Origin of the sequence: Streptomyces sp. NPDC053755, from assembly GCF_040677675.1 — a bacterium.
Lineage (GTDB): Bacteria > Actinomycetota > Actinomycetes > Streptomycetales > Streptomycetaceae > Streptomyces.
In genome coordinates, this window is record NZ_JBFASK010000005.1 from 199,969 (window position 1) to 217,285 (window position 17,317).

19 protein-coding genes are annotated in these 17,317 nt (G+C 72.5%); 9 read left to right on the top strand and 10 right to left on the bottom strand.

Translation table 11 applies throughout. From position 1 onward, the window contains the following. Positions 1-96: 96 nt before the first annotated feature. Positions 97-564: a VOC family protein gene (locus AB0K65_RS08395; protein ID WP_365714972.1), complete on the top strand. Its 468-nt coding sequence runs from the start codon at positions 97-99 to the stop codon at positions 562-564. Between the two features lie 95 nt (positions 565-659). Here the strand turns inward: AB0K65_RS08395 and AB0K65_RS08400 are convergent, their stop codons facing one another. Further along, positions 660-1,889: an acyl-CoA dehydrogenase family protein gene (locus AB0K65_RS08400; protein WP_365714973.1), complete on the bottom strand. Its 1,230-nt coding sequence runs from the start codon at positions 1,887-1,889 to the stop codon at positions 660-662. 163 nt (positions 1,890-2,052) lie between these two features. On the opposite strand from AB0K65_RS08400, the gene AB0K65_RS08405 reads away from it, so the two are divergent. Continuing rightward, entirely contained in the window at positions 2,053-2,700 is a 648-nt protein-coding gene (locus AB0K65_RS08405) for a TetR family transcriptional regulator (RefSeq protein ID WP_365714974.1), read from the top strand. A 116-nt stretch (positions 2,701-2,816) separates the two neighbouring features. Here the strand turns inward: AB0K65_RS08405 and def are convergent, their stop codons facing one another. After that, a complete protein-coding gene (gene def, locus AB0K65_RS08410; protein ID WP_365714975.1) occupies positions 2,817-3,383 on the bottom strand; it encodes a peptide deformylase in 567 nt (188 codons plus the stop codon). A gap of 126 nt (positions 3,384-3,509) precedes the next feature. Here def and AB0K65_RS08415 point away from each other — a divergent pair, with 126 nt between their 5' ends. From AB0K65_RS08415 to AB0K65_RS08435, 5 genes are all read left to right on the top strand, one after another. Continuing rightward, a complete protein-coding gene (locus tag AB0K65_RS08415; protein WP_365714976.1) occupies positions 3,510-4,757 on the top strand; it encodes a MurT ligase domain-containing protein in 1,248 nt (415 codons plus the stop codon). Between the two features lie 19 nt (positions 4,758-4,776). Beyond that, complete coding sequence (locus AB0K65_RS08420) at positions 4,777-5,505, top strand: glutamine amidotransferase (protein ID WP_365714977.1); 729 nt, start codon at positions 4,777-4,779, stop codon at positions 5,503-5,505. 177 nt (positions 5,506-5,682) lie between these two features. Continuing rightward, positions 5,683-6,708, top strand: coding sequence for a 6-phosphofructokinase (locus tag AB0K65_RS08425; protein WP_365714978.1), 1,026 nt, complete (start codon positions 5,683-5,685; stop codon positions 6,706-6,708). A gap of 128 nt (positions 6,709-6,836) precedes the next feature. Further along, complete coding sequence (locus AB0K65_RS08430) at positions 6,837-7,787, top strand: cytochrome c oxidase assembly protein (protein ID WP_365714979.1); 951 nt, start codon at positions 6,837-6,839, stop codon at positions 7,785-7,787. 105 nt (positions 7,788-7,892) lie between these two features. Beyond that, the gene (locus AB0K65_RS08435) at positions 7,893-8,099 is read left to right on the top strand and encodes a hypothetical protein (RefSeq protein WP_365715072.1); all 207 of its coding nucleotides are present in this window, start codon (positions 7,893-7,895) and stop codon (positions 8,097-8,099) included. A gap of 15 nt (positions 8,100-8,114) precedes the next feature. Here AB0K65_RS08435 and AB0K65_RS08440 read toward each other — a convergent pair whose 3' ends face one another. Beyond that, positions 8,115-9,047, bottom strand: a complete 933-nt coding sequence (locus tag AB0K65_RS08440) for a DUF3048 domain-containing protein (RefSeq protein WP_365714980.1) — start codon at positions 9,045-9,047, stop codon at positions 8,115-8,117. A 148-nt stretch (positions 9,048-9,195) separates the two neighbouring features. Between AB0K65_RS08440 and AB0K65_RS08445 the strand changes: the two genes are divergently transcribed. Beyond that, positions 9,196-9,918, top strand: a complete 723-nt coding sequence (locus AB0K65_RS08445) for a lysophospholipid acyltransferase family protein (RefSeq protein ID WP_365714981.1) — start codon at positions 9,196-9,198, stop codon at positions 9,916-9,918. A 63-nt stretch (positions 9,919-9,981) separates the two neighbouring features. Beyond that, a complete protein-coding gene (locus AB0K65_RS08450; protein WP_365714982.1) occupies positions 9,982-11,019 on the top strand; it encodes an NAD-dependent epimerase/dehydratase family protein in 1,038 nt (345 codons plus the stop codon). 55 nt (positions 11,020-11,074) lie between these two features. Here AB0K65_RS08450 and AB0K65_RS08455 read toward each other — a convergent pair whose 3' ends face one another. From AB0K65_RS08455 to AB0K65_RS08485, 7 genes are all read right to left on the bottom strand, one after another. After that, positions 11,075-12,610 carry an alpha/beta hydrolase gene (locus AB0K65_RS08455; protein WP_365715066.1) on the bottom strand — a complete coding sequence of 512 codons (1,536 nt, stop codon included), beginning with the start codon at positions 12,608-12,610 and terminating at the stop codon, positions 11,075-11,077. 198 nt (positions 12,611-12,808) lie between these two features. Continuing rightward, a complete protein-coding gene (locus AB0K65_RS08460; RefSeq protein WP_365714983.1) occupies positions 12,809-13,552 on the bottom strand; it encodes an urease accessory protein UreD in 744 nt (247 codons plus the stop codon). Further along, positions 13,549-14,235 (bottom strand): urease accessory protein UreG, encoded by a 687-nt coding sequence (gene ureG, locus AB0K65_RS08465; protein WP_365714985.1) that lies wholly within the window; start codon positions 14,233-14,235, stop codon positions 13,549-13,551. The genes AB0K65_RS08460 and ureG overlap by 4 nt, the downstream gene beginning before the upstream one ends. A 16-nt stretch (positions 14,236-14,251) precedes the next feature. Continuing rightward, on the bottom strand, positions 14,252-14,914 hold the full coding sequence (locus tag AB0K65_RS08470; RefSeq protein ID WP_365714986.1) for an urease accessory UreF family protein: 663 nt from the start codon (positions 14,912-14,914) through the stop codon (positions 14,252-14,254). Positions 14,915-14,924: 10 nt separating this feature from the next. Next, positions 14,925-16,646 (bottom strand): urease subunit alpha, encoded by a 1,722-nt coding sequence (locus AB0K65_RS08475; protein WP_365714988.1) that lies wholly within the window; start codon positions 16,644-16,646, stop codon positions 14,925-14,927. Then, a complete protein-coding gene (locus AB0K65_RS08480) occupies positions 16,639-16,968 on the bottom strand; it encodes an urease subunit beta (RefSeq protein ID WP_365714989.1) in 330 nt (109 codons plus the stop codon). The genes AB0K65_RS08475 and AB0K65_RS08480 overlap by 8 nt, the downstream gene beginning before the upstream one ends. Before the next feature lie 16 nt (positions 16,969-16,984). Continuing rightward, a complete protein-coding gene (locus AB0K65_RS08485; protein WP_365714990.1) occupies positions 16,985-17,287 on the bottom strand; it encodes an urease subunit gamma in 303 nt (100 codons plus the stop codon). Between the last annotated feature and the right edge of the window lie 30 nt (positions 17,288-17,317).

Below are 17,317 nucleotides of genomic sequence, written 5' to 3' on the forward strand. Positions count from 1 at the left end.
ACACCCGCCCGCGACCGCCCCGTTGGCCTGACCGGCGACGGCGTGGCCGGACCCGTCGTCCGGGGCGTTGTCAGTGGTGTCTGAGAGGCTCGCGTCATGGAACCGACCGAGATGACCCTGCAGCTCACCATCGACTGCGCCGAGCCCAGGCGGCTCGTGCTGTTCTGGGCGGAGGCGCTGCGCTACGTGCCGGAGCCGCCGCCGGCCGGGCACGAGAGCTGGCGGGCGTACTGGCAGGCGACCGGGGTGCCCGAGGAGGAGCTGACGGACGGGGCCGGGGAGCTGCCCGAGTCGATCGTGGACCCGCTGGGGGTCGGGCCGCGGGTGTGGTTCCAGCAGGTCCCGGAGCCGAAGACGGTGAAGAACCGGGTGCACCTGGACCTGAAGGTGGGCGGCGGGCGGGCGGTGCCGCTCGCGCTGCGCCGGGAGCGGGTGGACGCGGAGGTGGCACGGCTGACCGCCGTGGGCGCGTCGGTGCTGTACACGATGGACGAGCCGCAGGGGATGGACTATTACGCGGTGGTGCTCCAGGACCCGGAGGGGAACGAGTTCTGCGTGGTGTGACGGACCCGGGACCCGGGCGCGCCGGCGCCCCGGATCCGCGCGACCGGAGGGGGGCCGCGCGGATCCGGGGCGCCCGGGGGCCCAGGGGCCGTGCGTCAGCGGATCGGCATGCCCGAGAGGGTCCGGGCGATCACCAGGCGCTGGATCTCGCTCGTGCCCTCGAAGATCGTGTAGATGGCGGCGTCGCGGTGCATGCGCTCGACCGGGTACTCACGCGTGTAGCCGTTGCCGCCGAGGATCTGGATGGCCTGGCCGGTGACCTTCTTGGCGACCTCGCTGGCGTACAGCTTGGACATCGAGCCCTCGGCCGAGGTGAACGGCTTGCCGGCCGTCGCCATCCAGGAGGCGCGCCAGACGAGGAGCCGGGCGGCGTCGATCTGGGTGCGCATGTCGGCGAGCTGGAAGGCGACGCCCTGGTTGTCGATGATCGGGCGGCCGAACTGCTCGCGGGTCTTCGCGTAGTCGAGGGCGACCTCGTAGGCGGCGCGGGCGGTGCCGACGGCCATGGCGCCGACGGCGGGGCGGGACGCCTCGAAGGTGGCCATGGCAGCGTTCTTGACCCTCTCGCCACCGCCCGCCTTCGCCTTCTCGCGGGCTCGTGCCAGGCGCTCGTCGAGCTTCTCCTTGCCGCCGAGCAGGCAGTGGCCCGGGACGCGGACGTTCTCCAGGACGACCTCGGCGGTGTGCGAGGCGCGGATGCCGTGCTTCTGGAACTTCTGGCCCTGGGAGAGGCCGGGGGTGTCCGGCGGCACGATGAAGGAGGCGTGGCCCTTGGAGCCGAGCGCCGGGTCGACGGCGGCGACCACGACGTGGACGTTGGCGATGCCGCCGTTGGTCGCCCAGGTCTTGGTGCCGTCGAGCACCCACTCGTCCTTGGCCTCGTCGTAGACGGCCCGGGTGCGCATCGAGGCGACGTCCGAGCCCGCGTCGGGCTCGGAGGAGCAGAAGGCGGCGACCTTCACGTCGTCGACGTCGCCGTACATCTGCGGGATCCAGGTGCCGATCTGCTCCTCGGTACCGTTGGCGAGGACACCCACGGCGGCGAGGCCCGTGCCGACGATGGAGAGGGCGATACCGGCGTCGCCCCAGAAGAGTTCCTCCATGGCCATCGGGATGCCGAGACCGGTCGGGTCGAAGAACTGCTGGGCATAGAAATCGAGCGAATAGATGCCGATCTTGGCGGCTTCCTGGATGATCGGCCAGGGAGTCTCCTCACGCTCGTCCCACTCGGCGGCGGCGGGGCGCATCACGTCCTCGGCGAATCCGTGCAACCAGTCACGGACCTGCTTCTGGTCGTCGTTGAGTTCGAGCGTGAACTCGGCCATGTTCCCTCCCAGCACTACGTTACTTCCGGTAACAGCAGTGTGTTACCGGCAAGTAGGAGCTGTCAACCTGCGGAGAAGCGGCCCGGCCCGGCCGACACGGGGCACCACACTGGTGTTACGTTGCGACAGCCTCACGGAATTCGCACGGGCGGGGAGACGCGCTATGGAGACCACACACCGGACCACCGACCAGCAGAAGCCGGCCGACCAACGGCGCCGTGAACTGCTGGAGGCGGCGGACCGGGTGGTGCTCCGGGACGGCCCCAAGGCCTCGATGAACGCGATCGCGGCGGAGGCCGGAATCACCAAGCCGATCCTCTACCGCCACTTCGGCGACAAGGGCGGCCTCTACCGCGCCCTGGCCACCCGGCACACCGACGCCCTGCTCGCGGCGCTGCGGGCGGCGCTCGACGCGCCGGCCGGCCGGCGCGACCGCGTCGAGGCGACCCTCGACACGTATCTCGCATCGATCGAGGCGATGCCCCAGGTCTACCGCTTCCTGATGCACCCGGCGGAGGAGTCCCAGCAGGCCGAGCAGGGCTTCGACGTGGGCCGCCACTCCGCGCCGCTGCTGCGGCGCATGGGGGAGGAACTCGGCCAGGTCATCGCCGAACGGATCGACCTCGGGCCCGGCGGCGAGGCGCAGGCCCGGATCTGGGGCCACGGCATCGTCGGCATGATGCACGCGGCGGGCGACTGGTGGCTCGGCGAAAGACCGTGCTCGCGGACCGAGTTGGTGCGGTGCATGGCCGATCTGCTGTGGGGCCGCCTCGCGGAGGCCGCCGACCGCACGGACGGACCGGGCTTCTAGGGAGTGTCGCGAGGGGAGCGCCGTCCGCCCGAAGCGCGGGGCGGGCGGGGCTTTCGCGACACGGCCCAGCGGTCCCGGCCCGCTCCGGACGACCGGATCCGGGGATGTCCTGCCGATCAGGCCTTCTGGCCGAGCGCCCCCACGCCCGACCCCCAGGGCTCCTTGCGGATCGCCCGGAGCAGGCGTGATCTGCGCCACCCGGTGACGTGGTCCGCGTAGACCCCGCCGTCCAGGTGGTCGCACTCGTGCTGGAGGCAGCGGGCGAAGAAGCCCGTCCCCTCCACCCGGACCGGAGTGCCGTCGGTCCGGACGCCCTCGACGACCGCGCGGTCGAAGCGCGGGGTCGGCGCCTCCAGACCGGGCAGCGACAGACATCCCTCCGGGCCCCGGATCACGTCCCCGTCCGCCTCCACCAGACGCGGGTTCACCAGGTGCCCCAGGTGCCGGACCTCGTCGTCGTCGGGGCAGTCGTACACGAAGACCCGCAGGCCCACCCCCACCTGATTGGCCGCGAGCCCCACACCGTTGGCCGCGTACATCGTGGCGAACATGTCCTCGACCAGCCGGCCGAGCCCCGGGCCGAAGTCGGTGACGGGTTCGCAGGGGGCGTGCAGGACCGGGTCGCCGAGCAGGCTCATGCCTCGGACGTGGCCGGAACTGCCGGGGATCGGCCGGTTTCGCATGGACGTAAGGGTACGGTCCGCTGTGACCTCGCTGTTTCGGCAGGCGTCCCCGTGGTGCCGCGGTTCGGGTCGCTGGCCTGATCTCGATAGGCTGAGGCCGGACCGACGCAAGGAGGAACAAGGAAGATGTCAGGACACCCCGGTAATCCAGAGCCGCTGTCGCCGCGCGCCAAGCTGGCCGTGACGGCGGGCAAGGCCGCGGCCGCGGTGTCGCGAGCAGCGGGACGCGGCAGCGGATCGGTGATCGGCGGCAAGGTGGCGCTGAAGCTCGACCCGGACCTGCTGGGTCGGCTCGCACAGCATCTGGACGTCGTCCTGGTGTCCGCGACCAACGGCAAGACCACCACGACCCGGCTGATCGCCGAGGCGCTGCGCGCCAGTGGTCCCGTCGTCTCCAACGCGCTCGGCGCCAACATGCCCGCGGGCATCACCTCGGCGCTGGCCGGCGGCTCGGACGCCAAGTACGGCGTGATCGAGGTCGACGAGAAGTACCTCGCCGGAGTCGCCCGGGACACCACCCCCAAGGCGATCGCCCTGCTCAACCTCTCCCGCGACCAGCTCGACCGCGCCGCGGAGACCCGGATGCTCGCCGAGAAGTGGCGCGAGGGCCTCTCCGGCACCAAGGCCGTGGTCATCGCCAACGCCGACGACCCGCTGATCGTGTGGGCCGCCTCCTCCTCCCCCAACGTGGTGTGGGTCGCCGCCGGCCAGGAGTGGAAGGACGACGCCTGGTCGTGCCCCTCCTGCGGCGGTGTGATGCAGCGCCCCGGCGACGACTGGTTCTGCGGCGAGTGCGGCTTCCGCCGCCCCGCGCCGAGCTGGGCGCTCAACGGCGACCACGTGCTCGACCCGCACGGTTCCGCGTGGCCCATCCACCTCCAGCTGCCCGGCCGCGCCAACAAGGCCAACGCCGCCACCTCCGCCGCCGTCGCCGCCGTCTTCGGTGTGCCGCCGCAGGTCGCCCTGGAGCGGATGTACCAGGTGCAGGCCGTCGCCGGCCGCTACGACGTCGTCACCTTCCAGGGGCGCGAGCTGCGGCTGCTGCTCGCCAAGAACCCGGCGGGCTGGCTCGAAACGTTTTCCCTCATCGACCAGCCGCCGACCCCGGTGATCCTCTCCGTCAACGCGCGCGGCGCCGACGGCACGGACACCTCGTGGCTGTGGGACGTGGACTACGGCCGGCTGGCCGGGCACCCGATCATGGTCATCGGCGACCGCAAGCTGGACCTCGCGGTCCGCCTGGAGGTCGCGGGCGTGGACTTCCGGGTGTGCGAGACGATCGACGAGGCCGTCCGGCAGGCCCCGCCCGGCCAGATCGAGCTGATCGCCAACTACACCGCGTTCCAGGACGTCCGCCGCCGCGTCGGCAACTGACCCGTAGAGGACTTGCAGCATGAGTGACAGCAGCCTGCGCCTGGTCTGGGTCTACCCGGACCTGCTCAGCACCTACGGCGACCAGGGCAACGCCCTCGTCGTCGAGCGCCGCGCCCGCCAGCGCGGCCTGGACGTCCAGCGCGTCGACGTCCGCAGCGACCAGCCGGTGCCGACCTCCGGCGACATCTATCTGATCGGCGGCGGCGAGGACCGTCCGCAGCGGCTCGCGGCCGAGCGGCTGCGCCGCGACGGCGGCCTGTCCCGCGCGGCCTCGAACGGCGCGATCATCTTCTCGGTCTGCGCCGGCTACCAGATCCTGGGCCACGAGTTCATCAACGACCTCGGCGAGCGCGAGCCCGGCCTGGGCCTGATCGACGTCATCTCCACGCGTGGCGAGGGCGAGCGGTGCGTCGGCGACGTGCTGGCGGACATCGACCCCCGGCTCGGCCTCCCCCAGCTCACCGGGTTCGAGAACCACCAGGGCATCACCCACCTCGGCCCGACGGCCCGCCCGTTCGCCCGCACCATCCTGGGCAAGGGCAACGGCACGGGCGACGGCACCGAGGGCGCGTACAACGACACCGTCTTCGGTACGTACATGCACGGCCCGGTCATGGCCCGCAACCCGCAGATCGCGGACCTGCTGCTGAAGCTGGCCCTCGACGTGAACGCGCTGCCGCCGACCGACGACCGGTGGTACGAGGCGCTGCGCGACGAGCGCATCGCGGCGGCGACCCGCCCCGCCTGACCGCCCGGCGGGCTGCACGTCTGAGCAGCCCTACGCCCATTGGATTCGTAAGTAAATACGTTGTCCAATCTGCGGACATCCGGTTCGGCCCCGCCACCCGGCACCGATAGGGTGGCGGGGATCCAACCGGACGACGTGGTCCGGGAGTCGGCCCACGTTGCAAAGGTATCTCGGGCTATGCGCATTGGTGTGCTCACCTCCGGCGGCGACTGCCCCGGTCTGAACGCCGTCATCCGTTCCGTCGTGCACCGCGCCGTCGTCGACCACGGCGATGAGGTCATCGGCTTCCACGACGGGTGGAAGGGCCTCCTGGAGGCCGACTACCGCAAGCTCGACCTCGACGCGGTGGGCGGCATCCTGGCCCGGGGCGGCACGATCCTCGGCTCCTCCCGGGTCCAGCCCGCGCACCTGGTCGACGGTGTCGAGCGCGCCCGCGGCCACGTCGCCGAGCTGGGCCTCGACGCGATCATCCCGATCGGCGGCGAGGGCACGCTGAAGGCGGCCAACCTCCTCTCCGAGGCCGGTCTGCCGATCGTCGGCGTCCCCAAGACCATCGACAACGACATCGCCTCGACCGATGTCACCTTCGGCTTCGACACCGCCGTCGGTGTCGCCACCGAGGCCCTCGACCGGCTGAAGACCACCGCCGAGTCCCACCAGCGGGTGCTGATCGTCGAGGTCATGGGCCGGCACACCGGCTGGATCGCCCTGCACTCCGGCATGGCCGCCGGAGCGCACGCCATCGTCGTGCCCGAGCGCCCCTTCGACATCGACGAGCTGACCGCCCGGGTCGGGGAGCGCTTCGAGGCGGGCAAGCGGTTCGCGATCGTGGTCGTCGCCGAGGGCGCCAAGCCGCGCGAGGGGTCGATGAGCTTCGAGGTCGGCGCCAAGGACCAGTACGGCCACGAGCGCTTCACCGGGATCGCCAACCAGCTCTCGGTCGAGCTGGAGCGCCGTCTGGGCAAGGAGGCCCGCCCGGTCATCCTCGGTCACGTCCAGCGCGGCGGCACGCCGACCGCGTACGACCGCGTGCTGGCCACCCGGTTCGGCTGGCACGCGGTGGAGGCGGCGCACCGCGGCGAGTTCGGCATGCTGACCGCGCTGCGCGGCACGGAGATCACCATGGTTCCGCTGGCCCAGGCCGTGGAGACCCTCAAGACGGTGCCGGCCGACCGGTACGCCGAGGCGGAGACCGTGCTCTGAGGCTCCCGCCGCACGGATCCGCGCGGATCCCGCACCAGACTAGAACCGCCCCCGGTCGCGAACGCGAACGGGGGCGGTTCTAGTCTGGTGCGGACAACAAGCGCGAATCGGGCTCCAGGAGTACACAGATGGATCACAGCGGGCACGGCACGTCCATGGATCTGCCGCCGTTCACGCTGGGGCGGGGGCTGGAGTTCTCCGCGGACCCGTTCTTCCTCGTCGCCTGCCTTGTGGGGCTCGCGCTGTACGGCTGGGGCGTGGCCCGGCTGCGCGGGCGCGGGGACGCCTGGCCGGTGAGCCGGACGGTGTTCTTCGCGGCCGGCGTGCTGAGCGTGGCTCTGGTGATGTGCACCAAGCTGAACGACTACGGCATGGTCATGTTCAGCGTGCACATGGTGCAGCACATGGTCGTCTCCATGCTCTCCCCCATCCTGCTGCTGCTCGGTGCGCCCGTGACGCTGGCGCTGCGCGCGCTGCCGGTGGCGGCGCGCGGAAGCAAGGGGCCGCGCGAGTGGCTGCTGATGCTGCTGCACAGCCGCTACATGCGGATCATCACGCACCCGGCGTTCACGATCCCGCTGTTCATCGCGAGCCTCTATGGCTTCTACTTCACGCCGATCTTCGACACGCTGATGGGGTCGAGGATCGGCCACATCGCGATGATGGTGCACTTCCTCGCGGTCGGACTGGTGTTCTTCTGGCCGATCATGGGTGTCGACCCCGGCCCGCACCGCCCCGGCTACGTGATGCGGATGCTGGAGCTCTTCGCCGGCATGCCGTTCCACGCCTTCTTCGGCATCGCCCTCATGATGGCGAGCGAACCGATGGTCAAGGCGTACGCCCACCCTCCCGCCTCGCTGGGCATCGACGCCCTCTCGGACCAGAACGCGGCGGGCGGCATCGCCTGGGCGTTCAGCGAGATCCCGTCCGTGCTGGTGCTGATCGCGCTCGTGTACCAGTGGTACCACTCCGAGCAGCGTCAGGCCGTGCGCAAGGACCGGGCCGCCGACCGGGACGGCGACAAGGAGCTGGAGGCGTACAACGCGTATCTCGCCTCCCTCCAGACCCGCGGGCAGTAGGACGGCCTCTGCGCCCGGGGACGGCAGGGGGCGCGCGGGAGTAGCGCTCGGGCCGCTCCAGGGTTCACGATGAACGGGACGGCCCCGTCCTGAGGAGGCGGACACATGTCCGGTCCCACGAAGGCGATGAGCGTGATCACCGTCGCGGCCCTGGTGCTGACGACGGCGTACACCGTGGCGCTCGGCAGCAGCGGCTGGCTCTGGTTCGGCTGGGTGGTGCTCGGCGTGGTCACGATCGGCATGGCGGCGGCGGACGGCGCCGCGTCCCCGGCGCGCGGACCCGGGCCCGGCAGGCCGGGCCCGCAGCCCTGACCCGCGCCGCTGCCGCTATCCGCGGGGGACGAGGACGATCCAGGTCCGTCCCGGCGCGAGGTTCAGCGGAGCCCCGTCGGGAGTGGTGAGGGTCGTGCCGGACGCCGCGTCCGGGCGGCTCCAGCGTGCGTCGTGAGCGCGGCCGTCGCGCAGCACGCGGGCGGGGCCGCTGCCGACGGTCTCGGTGTACGGCGAGACGCTCCCCAGGAAGTCCTCGAACCGCGACGGCCGGACGGTGACCTGCTGCACCACGACGTTGGTCGCCGTCAGCGGGCCGCCGTCGGTGGTCCGCGCGGGCGTCCCGTCCATCGCCACCCGCCAGCCGCGGTCGGCGGCGGACCAGGTGAAGGTGTAGCGGGCCGCCGGGAAACGCTCCGTGAGCTTGTTCACCGGCTCGCCGCCGGCGGGAGCGGGGCCGAACCGGAAGCCGATGTCCTCGGGGTGCTGCGCCTCGGGGACGGCGTCCAGGGCCCGGTCGGGCAGCAGGTACAGATTGTGCGGGGCGGGCCGGTCGTCACCGCGGGTGTAGGCGCCGGGGACGCTCGCGGGGGTCAGCAGGTCGAGCGGGGCGCCGGCGAGGAGCGGTTTCAGGCCGGAATGCGACCCGGAGTAGGCCAGTGCCGGGTTGCCGAACTGCCGGAGCAGCTCGATGTCGGACTCGCGGGCGCTGCGGACGGGCCCGACCCTGTCCGGTATCCGCGAGGAGTAGACGGCCAGCAGCCGGGTCTGGCCGCCCTCGACCTGCTCGACGTAGACGAGATCGGCCGCGCCGAGGCCGGTGTGCGGCCGGGCCGGGACCACGTTGTCGATCTTCACGGCGAGGACCGGGGCATCGGTCCTGGCGGGCAGGCCGGTGAACGGCGAGCGGGCCTGGCCGGGCGTGGCGGGGGGCCTCGTCGGGGCGGGGTCGGAGCCGGATTCCGCGCAGCCGTACAGCCCGGCGGTCATCACCGCGCACAGTGCGGCGGTGACGGCTGCGCCGGATCGTCTGCGTCGACGCGCGGCTGGCAACGGTCCATCCCTCCGTCTCCAGTGTGGACCACGGTCGCGCGAGTGGTTACAAAGGAGCGTTGGCACTACCGAATCGGGGCCGCCGGTGTTCTACCACGTACTGAAGTACGTCCTGCTCGGTCCCCTGCTGCGGCTGGCCTTCCGGCCCCGCATCGAGGGGCTGGAGCACGTTCCGGAGGACGGAGCGGCGATCATCGCCGGCAACCACCTGTCGTTCTCCGATCACTTTTTGATGCCGGTCGTGCTGAAGCGGCGGATCACCTTCCTCGCCAAACAGGAGTACTTCACCGGTCCGGGGATCAAGGGCCGGCTGACCGCCGCGTTCTTCCGGAGCGCGGGGCAGATCCCCGTCGACCGCTCCGGCAAGGAGGCCGGGCGGGCGGCGATCCGCGAGGGGCTCGGGGTGCTGTCCAAGGGCGAGCTGCTGGGCATCTATCCCGAAGGGACCCGTTCGCACGACGGACGGCTGTACAAGGGCAAGGTCGGGGTCGCGGTCATGGCGATCACGGCCGGGGTCCCCGTGGTTCCGTGCGCCATGGTCGGGACCTTCGAGATCCAGCCGCCGGGGAAGGTGGTGCCGAAGGTCAAGCGGGTCACCATCCGCTTCGGGGCGCCGCTGGACTTCTCGCGGTATGCGGGGATGGAGGGCGAGAAGGCCGCGATCCGCGCCGTCACGGACGAGATCATGTACGAGATCCTGGCGCTGTCCGGCCAGGAGTACGTCGACGACTACGCGGCAGCGGTGAAGGCGGCGGAGGAGGAGCGGAACGCCAGGGGGACGCGGAAGTTCCCGCGCCGGGGACGCTGAGGGCGGATCCGCGCACGGCGAACCGCTCCGGGGCGGCGCCCCCCGCGTCGTAGCGTCGCTGCCATGACACAGGGACACGCACTGGTAGTCGGGGCGACGGGACAGGTGGGGCGGGCGGCCGTGAGAGCGCTCGTCGCCGACGGGTGGGTGGTGACGGCGGCCTCGCGGGGCGGCGGCCGCGACGAGAGATGGCCGGGGGAGGTCCGGTCGGTGGCGTTCGACCGCGGCGAGGAGGGGGCGCTCGCCGCGGCCCTCGGCGACGGCGTCGACGTACTGGTGGACATCGTCGCCTACGACGGCGGACACGGACGGCAGTTGACCGGGCTCGCCGACCGGATCGGTTCGGCGGTGGTGATCTCCAGCGGCGCGGTCTACGAGGACGGCCAGGGGCGCGGCTTCGACACCCAGCACGAGCCGGGCGGCTTCCCCGTCTATCCTCTGCCGATCCCCGAGACGTGCGGGACGGTCGTACCGGGCGACAGCTCGTACAGCACGCGGAAGGTGGCGTTGGAGCGGGAGTTGCTCGCCGCGGGCGCGGCGCTGCCGACCACGTTGCTGCGGGCGGGCGCCATCCACGGGCCGTACTGTCCCGGGCCGCGTGAGCTGTGGTTCGTCAAGCGGGCGCTCGACCGCCGGCCGGTGCGGATCCTCTCGTACGGCGGCTCGTCGCGGTTCCACCCGGTGCACGTGGACAACCTCGCAGAGCTGGTCCGCCTCGCGGCCGCCAACCCGGGCAGCCGGGTCCTCAACGCGGCCGACCCGCAGGCGCCGACGGTGGCGGAGATCGGTGCGTCGATCGACGCGGTGATGGGGGTCGGGAGCGAGACGGTGCGCTTCGACGGGCCGCCGGAGGGCACGGTGGGGCTCACCCCGTGGACCGGGGGCCCTCAGCCGATCGTGTACGACATGACGGCGGCGGAGCGGGAGCTGGGGTACCGGCCGGTGGTCTCGTACGCGCGGTCGCTGCCGGCGACGGTCGAGTGGCTGACCTCGCGGCTGGCCCTGCGGGACTGGCGGGAGGCGTTCCCGGGTCTGGTGAAGTACCGGGTGGACTGGTTCGACTACGCGGCCGAGGACGCCTGGCTCGCCTCCCGCGCGTGAGGCGGGGGCGGCCGCGCGGGCGGCCGCCCCCTCCCCCGTCACCGTGCGGCAGGGGTTACGGCTGGGGCGTGGCGTGCGGTGCGCACGTCACGTCCCGGCGGTCCAGCGTGCCGCGCACCAGATAGGCCTCGACACGGGAGTTGAGGCAGGGGTTGGCGAGGTTGGTGATGCCGTGGGATCCGGCGTCCCGCTCGGTGATCAGACGCGAGCCCTTGAACCGCTTGTGCAGCTCGACCGCCCCGGCGTACGGGGTGGCGGCGTCGCGCTCGGCCTGGGTGATGAGCACGGGCGGCAGGCCCTTGCCCGTACGGACCTCGGTGGGGCGCTGACGCGGGCCGGACCAGGTGGCGCAGGGCAGGTTCATCCAGGCGTTGGACCAGGTCATGAACGGGTAGCGCGCGTGGAGTCGGCTGTTGTCGCGGTCCCACGTGCGCCAGCTGGTCGGCCAGGGGGCGTCGGCGCATTCGACGGCGGTGTAGACGGCGTTGCCGTTCTCCGCCGCGATGTTTCCGGCCGTGTCGGTCAGGTCCGCGGCGGCCGCGTCGATCAGCGGCTGCGGGTCGCCGGCCGCGTAGGCGCTCCAGGCCTCGGCGACCGGGGCCCACATGGAGTCGTAGTAGGGCGCGTTCTGGAAGAAGCCGATGAGTTCGGCCGGACCGACCTTCCCGCCGAGCGGATCCTTCTTGGCTGCGGCGCGCAGGGTGTCCCACTGCCCGCGCACCTCGGCGTAGGTGTCGCCGAGGTGGTAGACAGCGTCGTGGCGGGCGACCCAGGTCATCCAGTCCACGAGCCGCCCTTCGAAGGCGACGTCCTGGTCGAGGTTGACCTCGTACCAGATCTTGCGGGTCGACGGGTTGACGACGCTGTCGAGGACCATGCGGCGCACATGGGTGGGGAACAGGGTTCCGTAGACCGCGCCGAGGTAGGTGCCGTAGGAGACGCCGACGAAGTTGAGCTTCTTCTCGCCGAGTGCGGCCCGGATGACGTCGAGGTCGCGGGCGGTGTTGAGCGTGTGCAGGTGCGGCAGCAGGTCGCCGCTCCGCTCGGCGCAGCCCGCGGCGTACTCGGCGGCGAGCTTGCGCAGCGCCAGCTTGTCGGCCTCGCTGTCCGGGACCGGGTCGGGCTTGGGGCCCTTGACGAACTCGGTCGGGTCCACGCAGGAGATGGGGGCGGAGCGGCCGACGCCGCGCGGGTCGAAGCCGACGAAGTCGTAGGCCTTGGCCGCGCCCGACCAGATCGCGTTCTTCGTGGTGACCCGGCGCGGGAAGCGCAGGCCGGAGCCGCCGGGGCCGCCGGGGTTGTAGAGGAGCGCGCCCTGGCGCTCGGCGGCGGTGCCGGTGGCGCCGATCCTGTCGACGGCCAGCTTGATCTGCTTGCCGTACGGCTTGGCGTAGTCGACCGGGACGCTGACCCAGCCGCAGGTGATGGGCTTCTCCAGGCCCCAGTCGGCGGGGCAGTCCTGCCAGTCGATGCCCTGCTGGGCGGCCCGGTTCGCGGCGACCGCGACTCCGTACCTCTCCGGGTTCGCCCGGCGGGTGTCGTGGGTCGCGCTCTCGGCGGCGGCGGCCGGGGCCGCCAGCGCGCCCGCCATGAGCGTGCCGGCTATGAGCGTTCCGGCGGAAACGAGCGCGGTTGCGCTTCTCACGTGGTCTCTCCCCCTGTGGGTGTGACGGTCTGTCGGAGATCCTTTCGTCACCGGGGCGCGCGACGAAAGGCCGTACGGGCGTTTCTTTGCCGAACGCATAACCGGTGAGCGTGGACCGCTGAGCGGTGTCCCCCGGGCCGTGGTTCAGAGGGGGGCGAGTTCCCGGAGGGCCTCGTCGAGCGTGCGGCGCAGCCGGAGCGCGTCGGGGGCGACGGCGGTGACCAGGGCGGCGGGCCCCGCCAGCGGGGTGAGGACGGCGTTCTCCGCGAGCGGCCTCGGCTCGACGGGCTTGTCGGCGAACTCCGGTTCGACGACGAGGAGCTGTCCGGTCGCGCGGTGTCCGCCGAGGACCGCGCCGCCGTCCCATCCGCCGGGGGCGCCCGGACCGTAGGCCAGCTCCTGGTCGAGCAGCGGGCGTCCGGCGCGGCGGACGGTGAGACGGGTGGTGAGCGTGCCGGGCTCCTCTCCGTGGCGGCCGAGGATCTGCTCCTCACGGAGCACCAGCCGTGCGCCGGCGGCGAGTTCCACGGTCGTGCGCATCCGCAGGTCGGAGCCGGCGGCGGAGATCAGCTGCTCGGGCAGCCAGCGCAGGACGGCTCCTTCGCCGACGGTGATCCGGACGTCGTACGTGGCGGCTCCGGTGGTGCGGCCGGGCAGGGCCACGGTCGCGGCGGCGGAGTCGACCAGGAGCCAGGCCCCGGGGCGTACGTCGGCCTCGATCGCCAGCCGGTCGCCGCCGAGCGGCGCGCTCATGGCGCCGACGACGGTGACCCGGGTGTAGGTGCCGGTGGCGCGGGTGCGGCGCACGGCGAAGGGGCCGCCGCTCTCCAGGAGCGGGAGCCGGCCGTCGGCCTCCGCGACGATCCGGGCGGTGGCGCTCAGGCTCATGCGACCCGCGCCGCCCACGCGTCGAGCCGTTCGCGGATCCAGCCGGCCACGGGGGCCACTCCGTCGGGGCCGGTGAGCGAGGTGAAGGCGACGGGCAGCTCGCCGCGCTGTTCCCTGGCGTCGCGGGCCATGCGCTCCAGGTCGGAGCCGACGTACGGGGCGAGGTCGGTCTTGTTGACGACGAGCAGGTCGGCGGTGGTGACGCCGGGCCCGCCCTTGCGGGGGATGTCGTCCCCGCCCGCCACGTCGATCACGAAGATCTGGGCGTCGACCAGACCCTTGGAGAAGGTCGCGGTGAGGTTGTCGCCACCCGATTCGACCAGGATCAGGTCGAGGGGACCGACGGTGTCCTCCAGCTCCTCGACGGCCTCGAGGTTGGCGGAGATGTCGTCGCGGATGGCGGTGTGCGGGCAGGCCCCCGTCTCGACGGCCTGGATGCGCTCGGGGGGCAGCACGGCGTTGCGGAGCAGGAACTCGGCGTCCTCGCGCGTGTAGATGTCGTTGGTGACGACGGCGATGGAGAGCTGGTCGCGCAGGGCGCGGCACAGCGCGGCGACGGTGGCCGTCTTCCCGGAGCCGACGGGGCCGCCGAGTCCGACGCGCAGGGCGCGCCGGGTGCCGTCGGGCCGGCGGGCGTCGGCGGACACGGCGGACGGACCGGCGTGGGAGTGGTCGAGGTGCATGGTTCTCCCGGTGGGGTTAGGAGGCGAACAGGCGGACGGGCCAGGCGGCGTGCTGCTCGGCGGTGATGTCGAGGAGCGGCGCGGAGGCGGCGGGCAGGGCGTCGACGCCCGCGTGGGCGGCCGCCGCGGCCCGCTCGGCGACCCGGTCGAGCTCGGGCGCCAGACGGGCGAGGACGGCGGTGGCCTGGAAGGGGTCGAGGCCGAGGAGGCGGACCACGGCCGTGGCGGGGCCGCTGACCGCCTCGTAGGCGGCACAGTGCGCGGCGTCCTCGGGCCCGAGGCCCGCGGCGCGGGCCGCGACGCCGAGCACGACGGGCTGGTGGGCGCCGCGCGGGAAGGCGGCGGCCAGCGCGTCGAGGTCGGCGCAGGGCCAGACGGACCGCGCCGCCCGCATCATCTGCCGGCCGAGCCTGCGGGCCGCGGCGCGCAGGGCGGGCGAGGGCGTACGGGCGTCGGCGGCCGCGTCGAGCTCGTACGGGTCGTGGCCGAGCGCCGCCGCGGCGGCGATGCCCGCCGAGGTGAGGCCGGTGGTGTGCAGCCGGCCCCGGCAGAACGCGGCGAGGTCGGCGGCGTCGGTGATCCGGCCGGCCTTGACGGCGGCTTCGGCGCCGCCGGAGTGGGCGTGCCCGCCGGCGGGGAAACGCCCGTCGGCGAGCACGAGGAGTGCGGAACGGCTCATCACGGGCCCGTCAGAAGAGGAAGTAGCGCTGGGCCATGGGCAGTTCGGCGGCGGGCGCCGGCTCGACGGGCTCCCCGTCGATCGTCACCGTGAAGGTGTCCGCGTCGACCTCGACGCGGGGCAGGGCGTCGTTCTCGCGCATGTCGGCCTTGGTGACCCGCCGGGTGCTGCCGATCGCCACGAACTCCTTGTGGACGCCGAGCCGTCGGGGCAGGTCGTCCTCGAGGGCCGCCTGGGCGGTGAAGTTGACCGATCCGGCGGCTGCCGCCTTGCCGAGCGCCCCGAACATCGGGCGGGGCAGGACGGGCTGCGGGGTGGGGATGGAGGCGTTGGCGTCGCCCATCTGCGCGTAGGCGATCTGGCCGCCCTTGAGGACGGTCTGCGGCTTCACGCCGAAGAAGGCCGGGTCCCAGAGGACCAGATCGGCGAGCTTCCCGGTCTCGACCGATCCGATGAGGTGGTCCATGCCCTGGGCGACGGCCGGGTTGATCGTGTACTTGGCGACGTAGCGGCGGACCCGGTGGTTGTCGGCACGGCTGTCGCCGGGAAGGGCGCCGCGGCGCTTCTTCATCACGTGGGCGGTCTGCCAGGTGCGCAGGATCACTTCGCCGATGCGGCCCATGGCCTGGGAGTCGGAGGAGATGATCGAGATGGCGCCGAGGTCGTGCAGGACGTCCTCGGCGGCGATGGTCGAGGGCCGGATACGCGACTCGGCGAAGGCGAGGTCCTCGGGGACGGCGGGGTTGAGGTGGTGGCAGACCATCAGCATGTCGAGGTGTTCCTCGACGGTGTTGAGGGTGTGCGGCCGCGTCGGGTTGGTGGAGCTGGGCAGGACGTACGGCTCGGAGACGACGCTGATGATGTCGGGCGCGTGGCCGCCCCCCGCCCCCTCGGTGTGGTACGCGTGGATGGTGCGGCCCGCGATGGCGGCCAGCGTGTCACCGACGAAGCCCGCTTCGTTCAACGTGTCGGTGTGGATGGCCAGCTGGGCGCCGGTCTCGTCGCAGACGCTCAGACAGGCGTCGATGACGGCGGGCGTCGCCCCCCAGTCCTCGTGGATCTTGAATCCGAGCGCCCCGCCGCGCAGCTGGGAGTGCATGGCCTCCCGCGACATGGTGTTGCCCTTGCCGAGCAGGCCGATGTTGACCGGGAAGGTGTCGAGAGCCTCGAACATCCGGGCCAGGTGCCAGGGGCCGGGCGTGACGGTGGTGGCCTTGGTGCCTTCCGCCGGTCCCGTTCCGCCGCCGACGAGGGTGGTGATGCCGCCGGCGAGCGCCTGGTCGACGAGGGTGGGCGAGATGAAGTGGACGTGGGCGTCGACGGCGCCGGCCGTGACGATCTTCCCGTTGCCCGCGATGATCTCGGTCTCCGGGCCGATCACGAGGTCGGGGTGGACGCCGTCCATGGTGTCGGGGTTGCCGGCCTTGCCGATGCCGGTGATCCGTCCGTCCCGGATGCCGATGTCGGCCTTGACCACGCCCCAGTGGTCGACGATGACGGCGCCGGTGACGACGGTGTCGGGCGCGCCCTCGGCGCGGGTGGTCCGGGCCTGTCCCATGGACTCGCGGATGACCTTGCCGCCGCCGAAGACGGCCTCGTCCCCCGCGCGACCCGGGCCGCCGGAGCGGTCCTCCTCGATCTCGACGAGCAGGTCGGTGTCGGCGAGCCGGATGCGGTCGCCGGTGGTGGGGCCGAACAGGTCGGCGTAGGCGGCGCGGTGGAGCTCAGGCATGGTCGGCGTCCTTCGGGTCGAGCGGGCCCGCCGTCTCGCCACGCAGACCGGGGACGACCCGCCGGCCCGCGAGCGGTACGAGTTCGACCTCGACGGGGATGCCGGGCTCGAAGCGCACGGCGGTGCCGGCGGCGATGTGCAGCCGCTGCCCGCGCGCGACGGCGCGGTCGAAGTCGAGGCCGGGGTTGGCCTCGGCGAAGTGGTAGTGGGAGCCGACCTGGACGGGCCGGTCGGCGGCGTTGAGGACGGTGAGGCGGGTGACGGGACGCCCTTCGTTGAGGGTGACCGGCTCGTCCGCGTAGAGGATCTCTCCGGGGATCATCGGCGTCGCTCCCCGGTCACACGATGGGGTCGTGGACGGTGACGAGCTTGGTGCCGTCCGGGAAGGTGGCCTCGACCTGGACGTCGTGGATCATCTCCGGGATCCCGGCCATGACGTCGTCGCGGGAGAGCACCGTGCGGCCGGAGGCCATGAGTTCGGCGACCGTACGGCCGTCGCGGGCGCCCTCGAGGATGTGCGAGGTGATGAGGGCGACGGCTTCGGGGTGGTTGAGTCTCACTCCGCGCGCTCTGCGTTTCTCGGCCACGTCGGCGGCCACGTGGATCAGCAGTCGTTCCTGTTCGTGCGGGGTCAGTTGCACGCTTCCACCTCATCGTCGTCCACCGGGCGG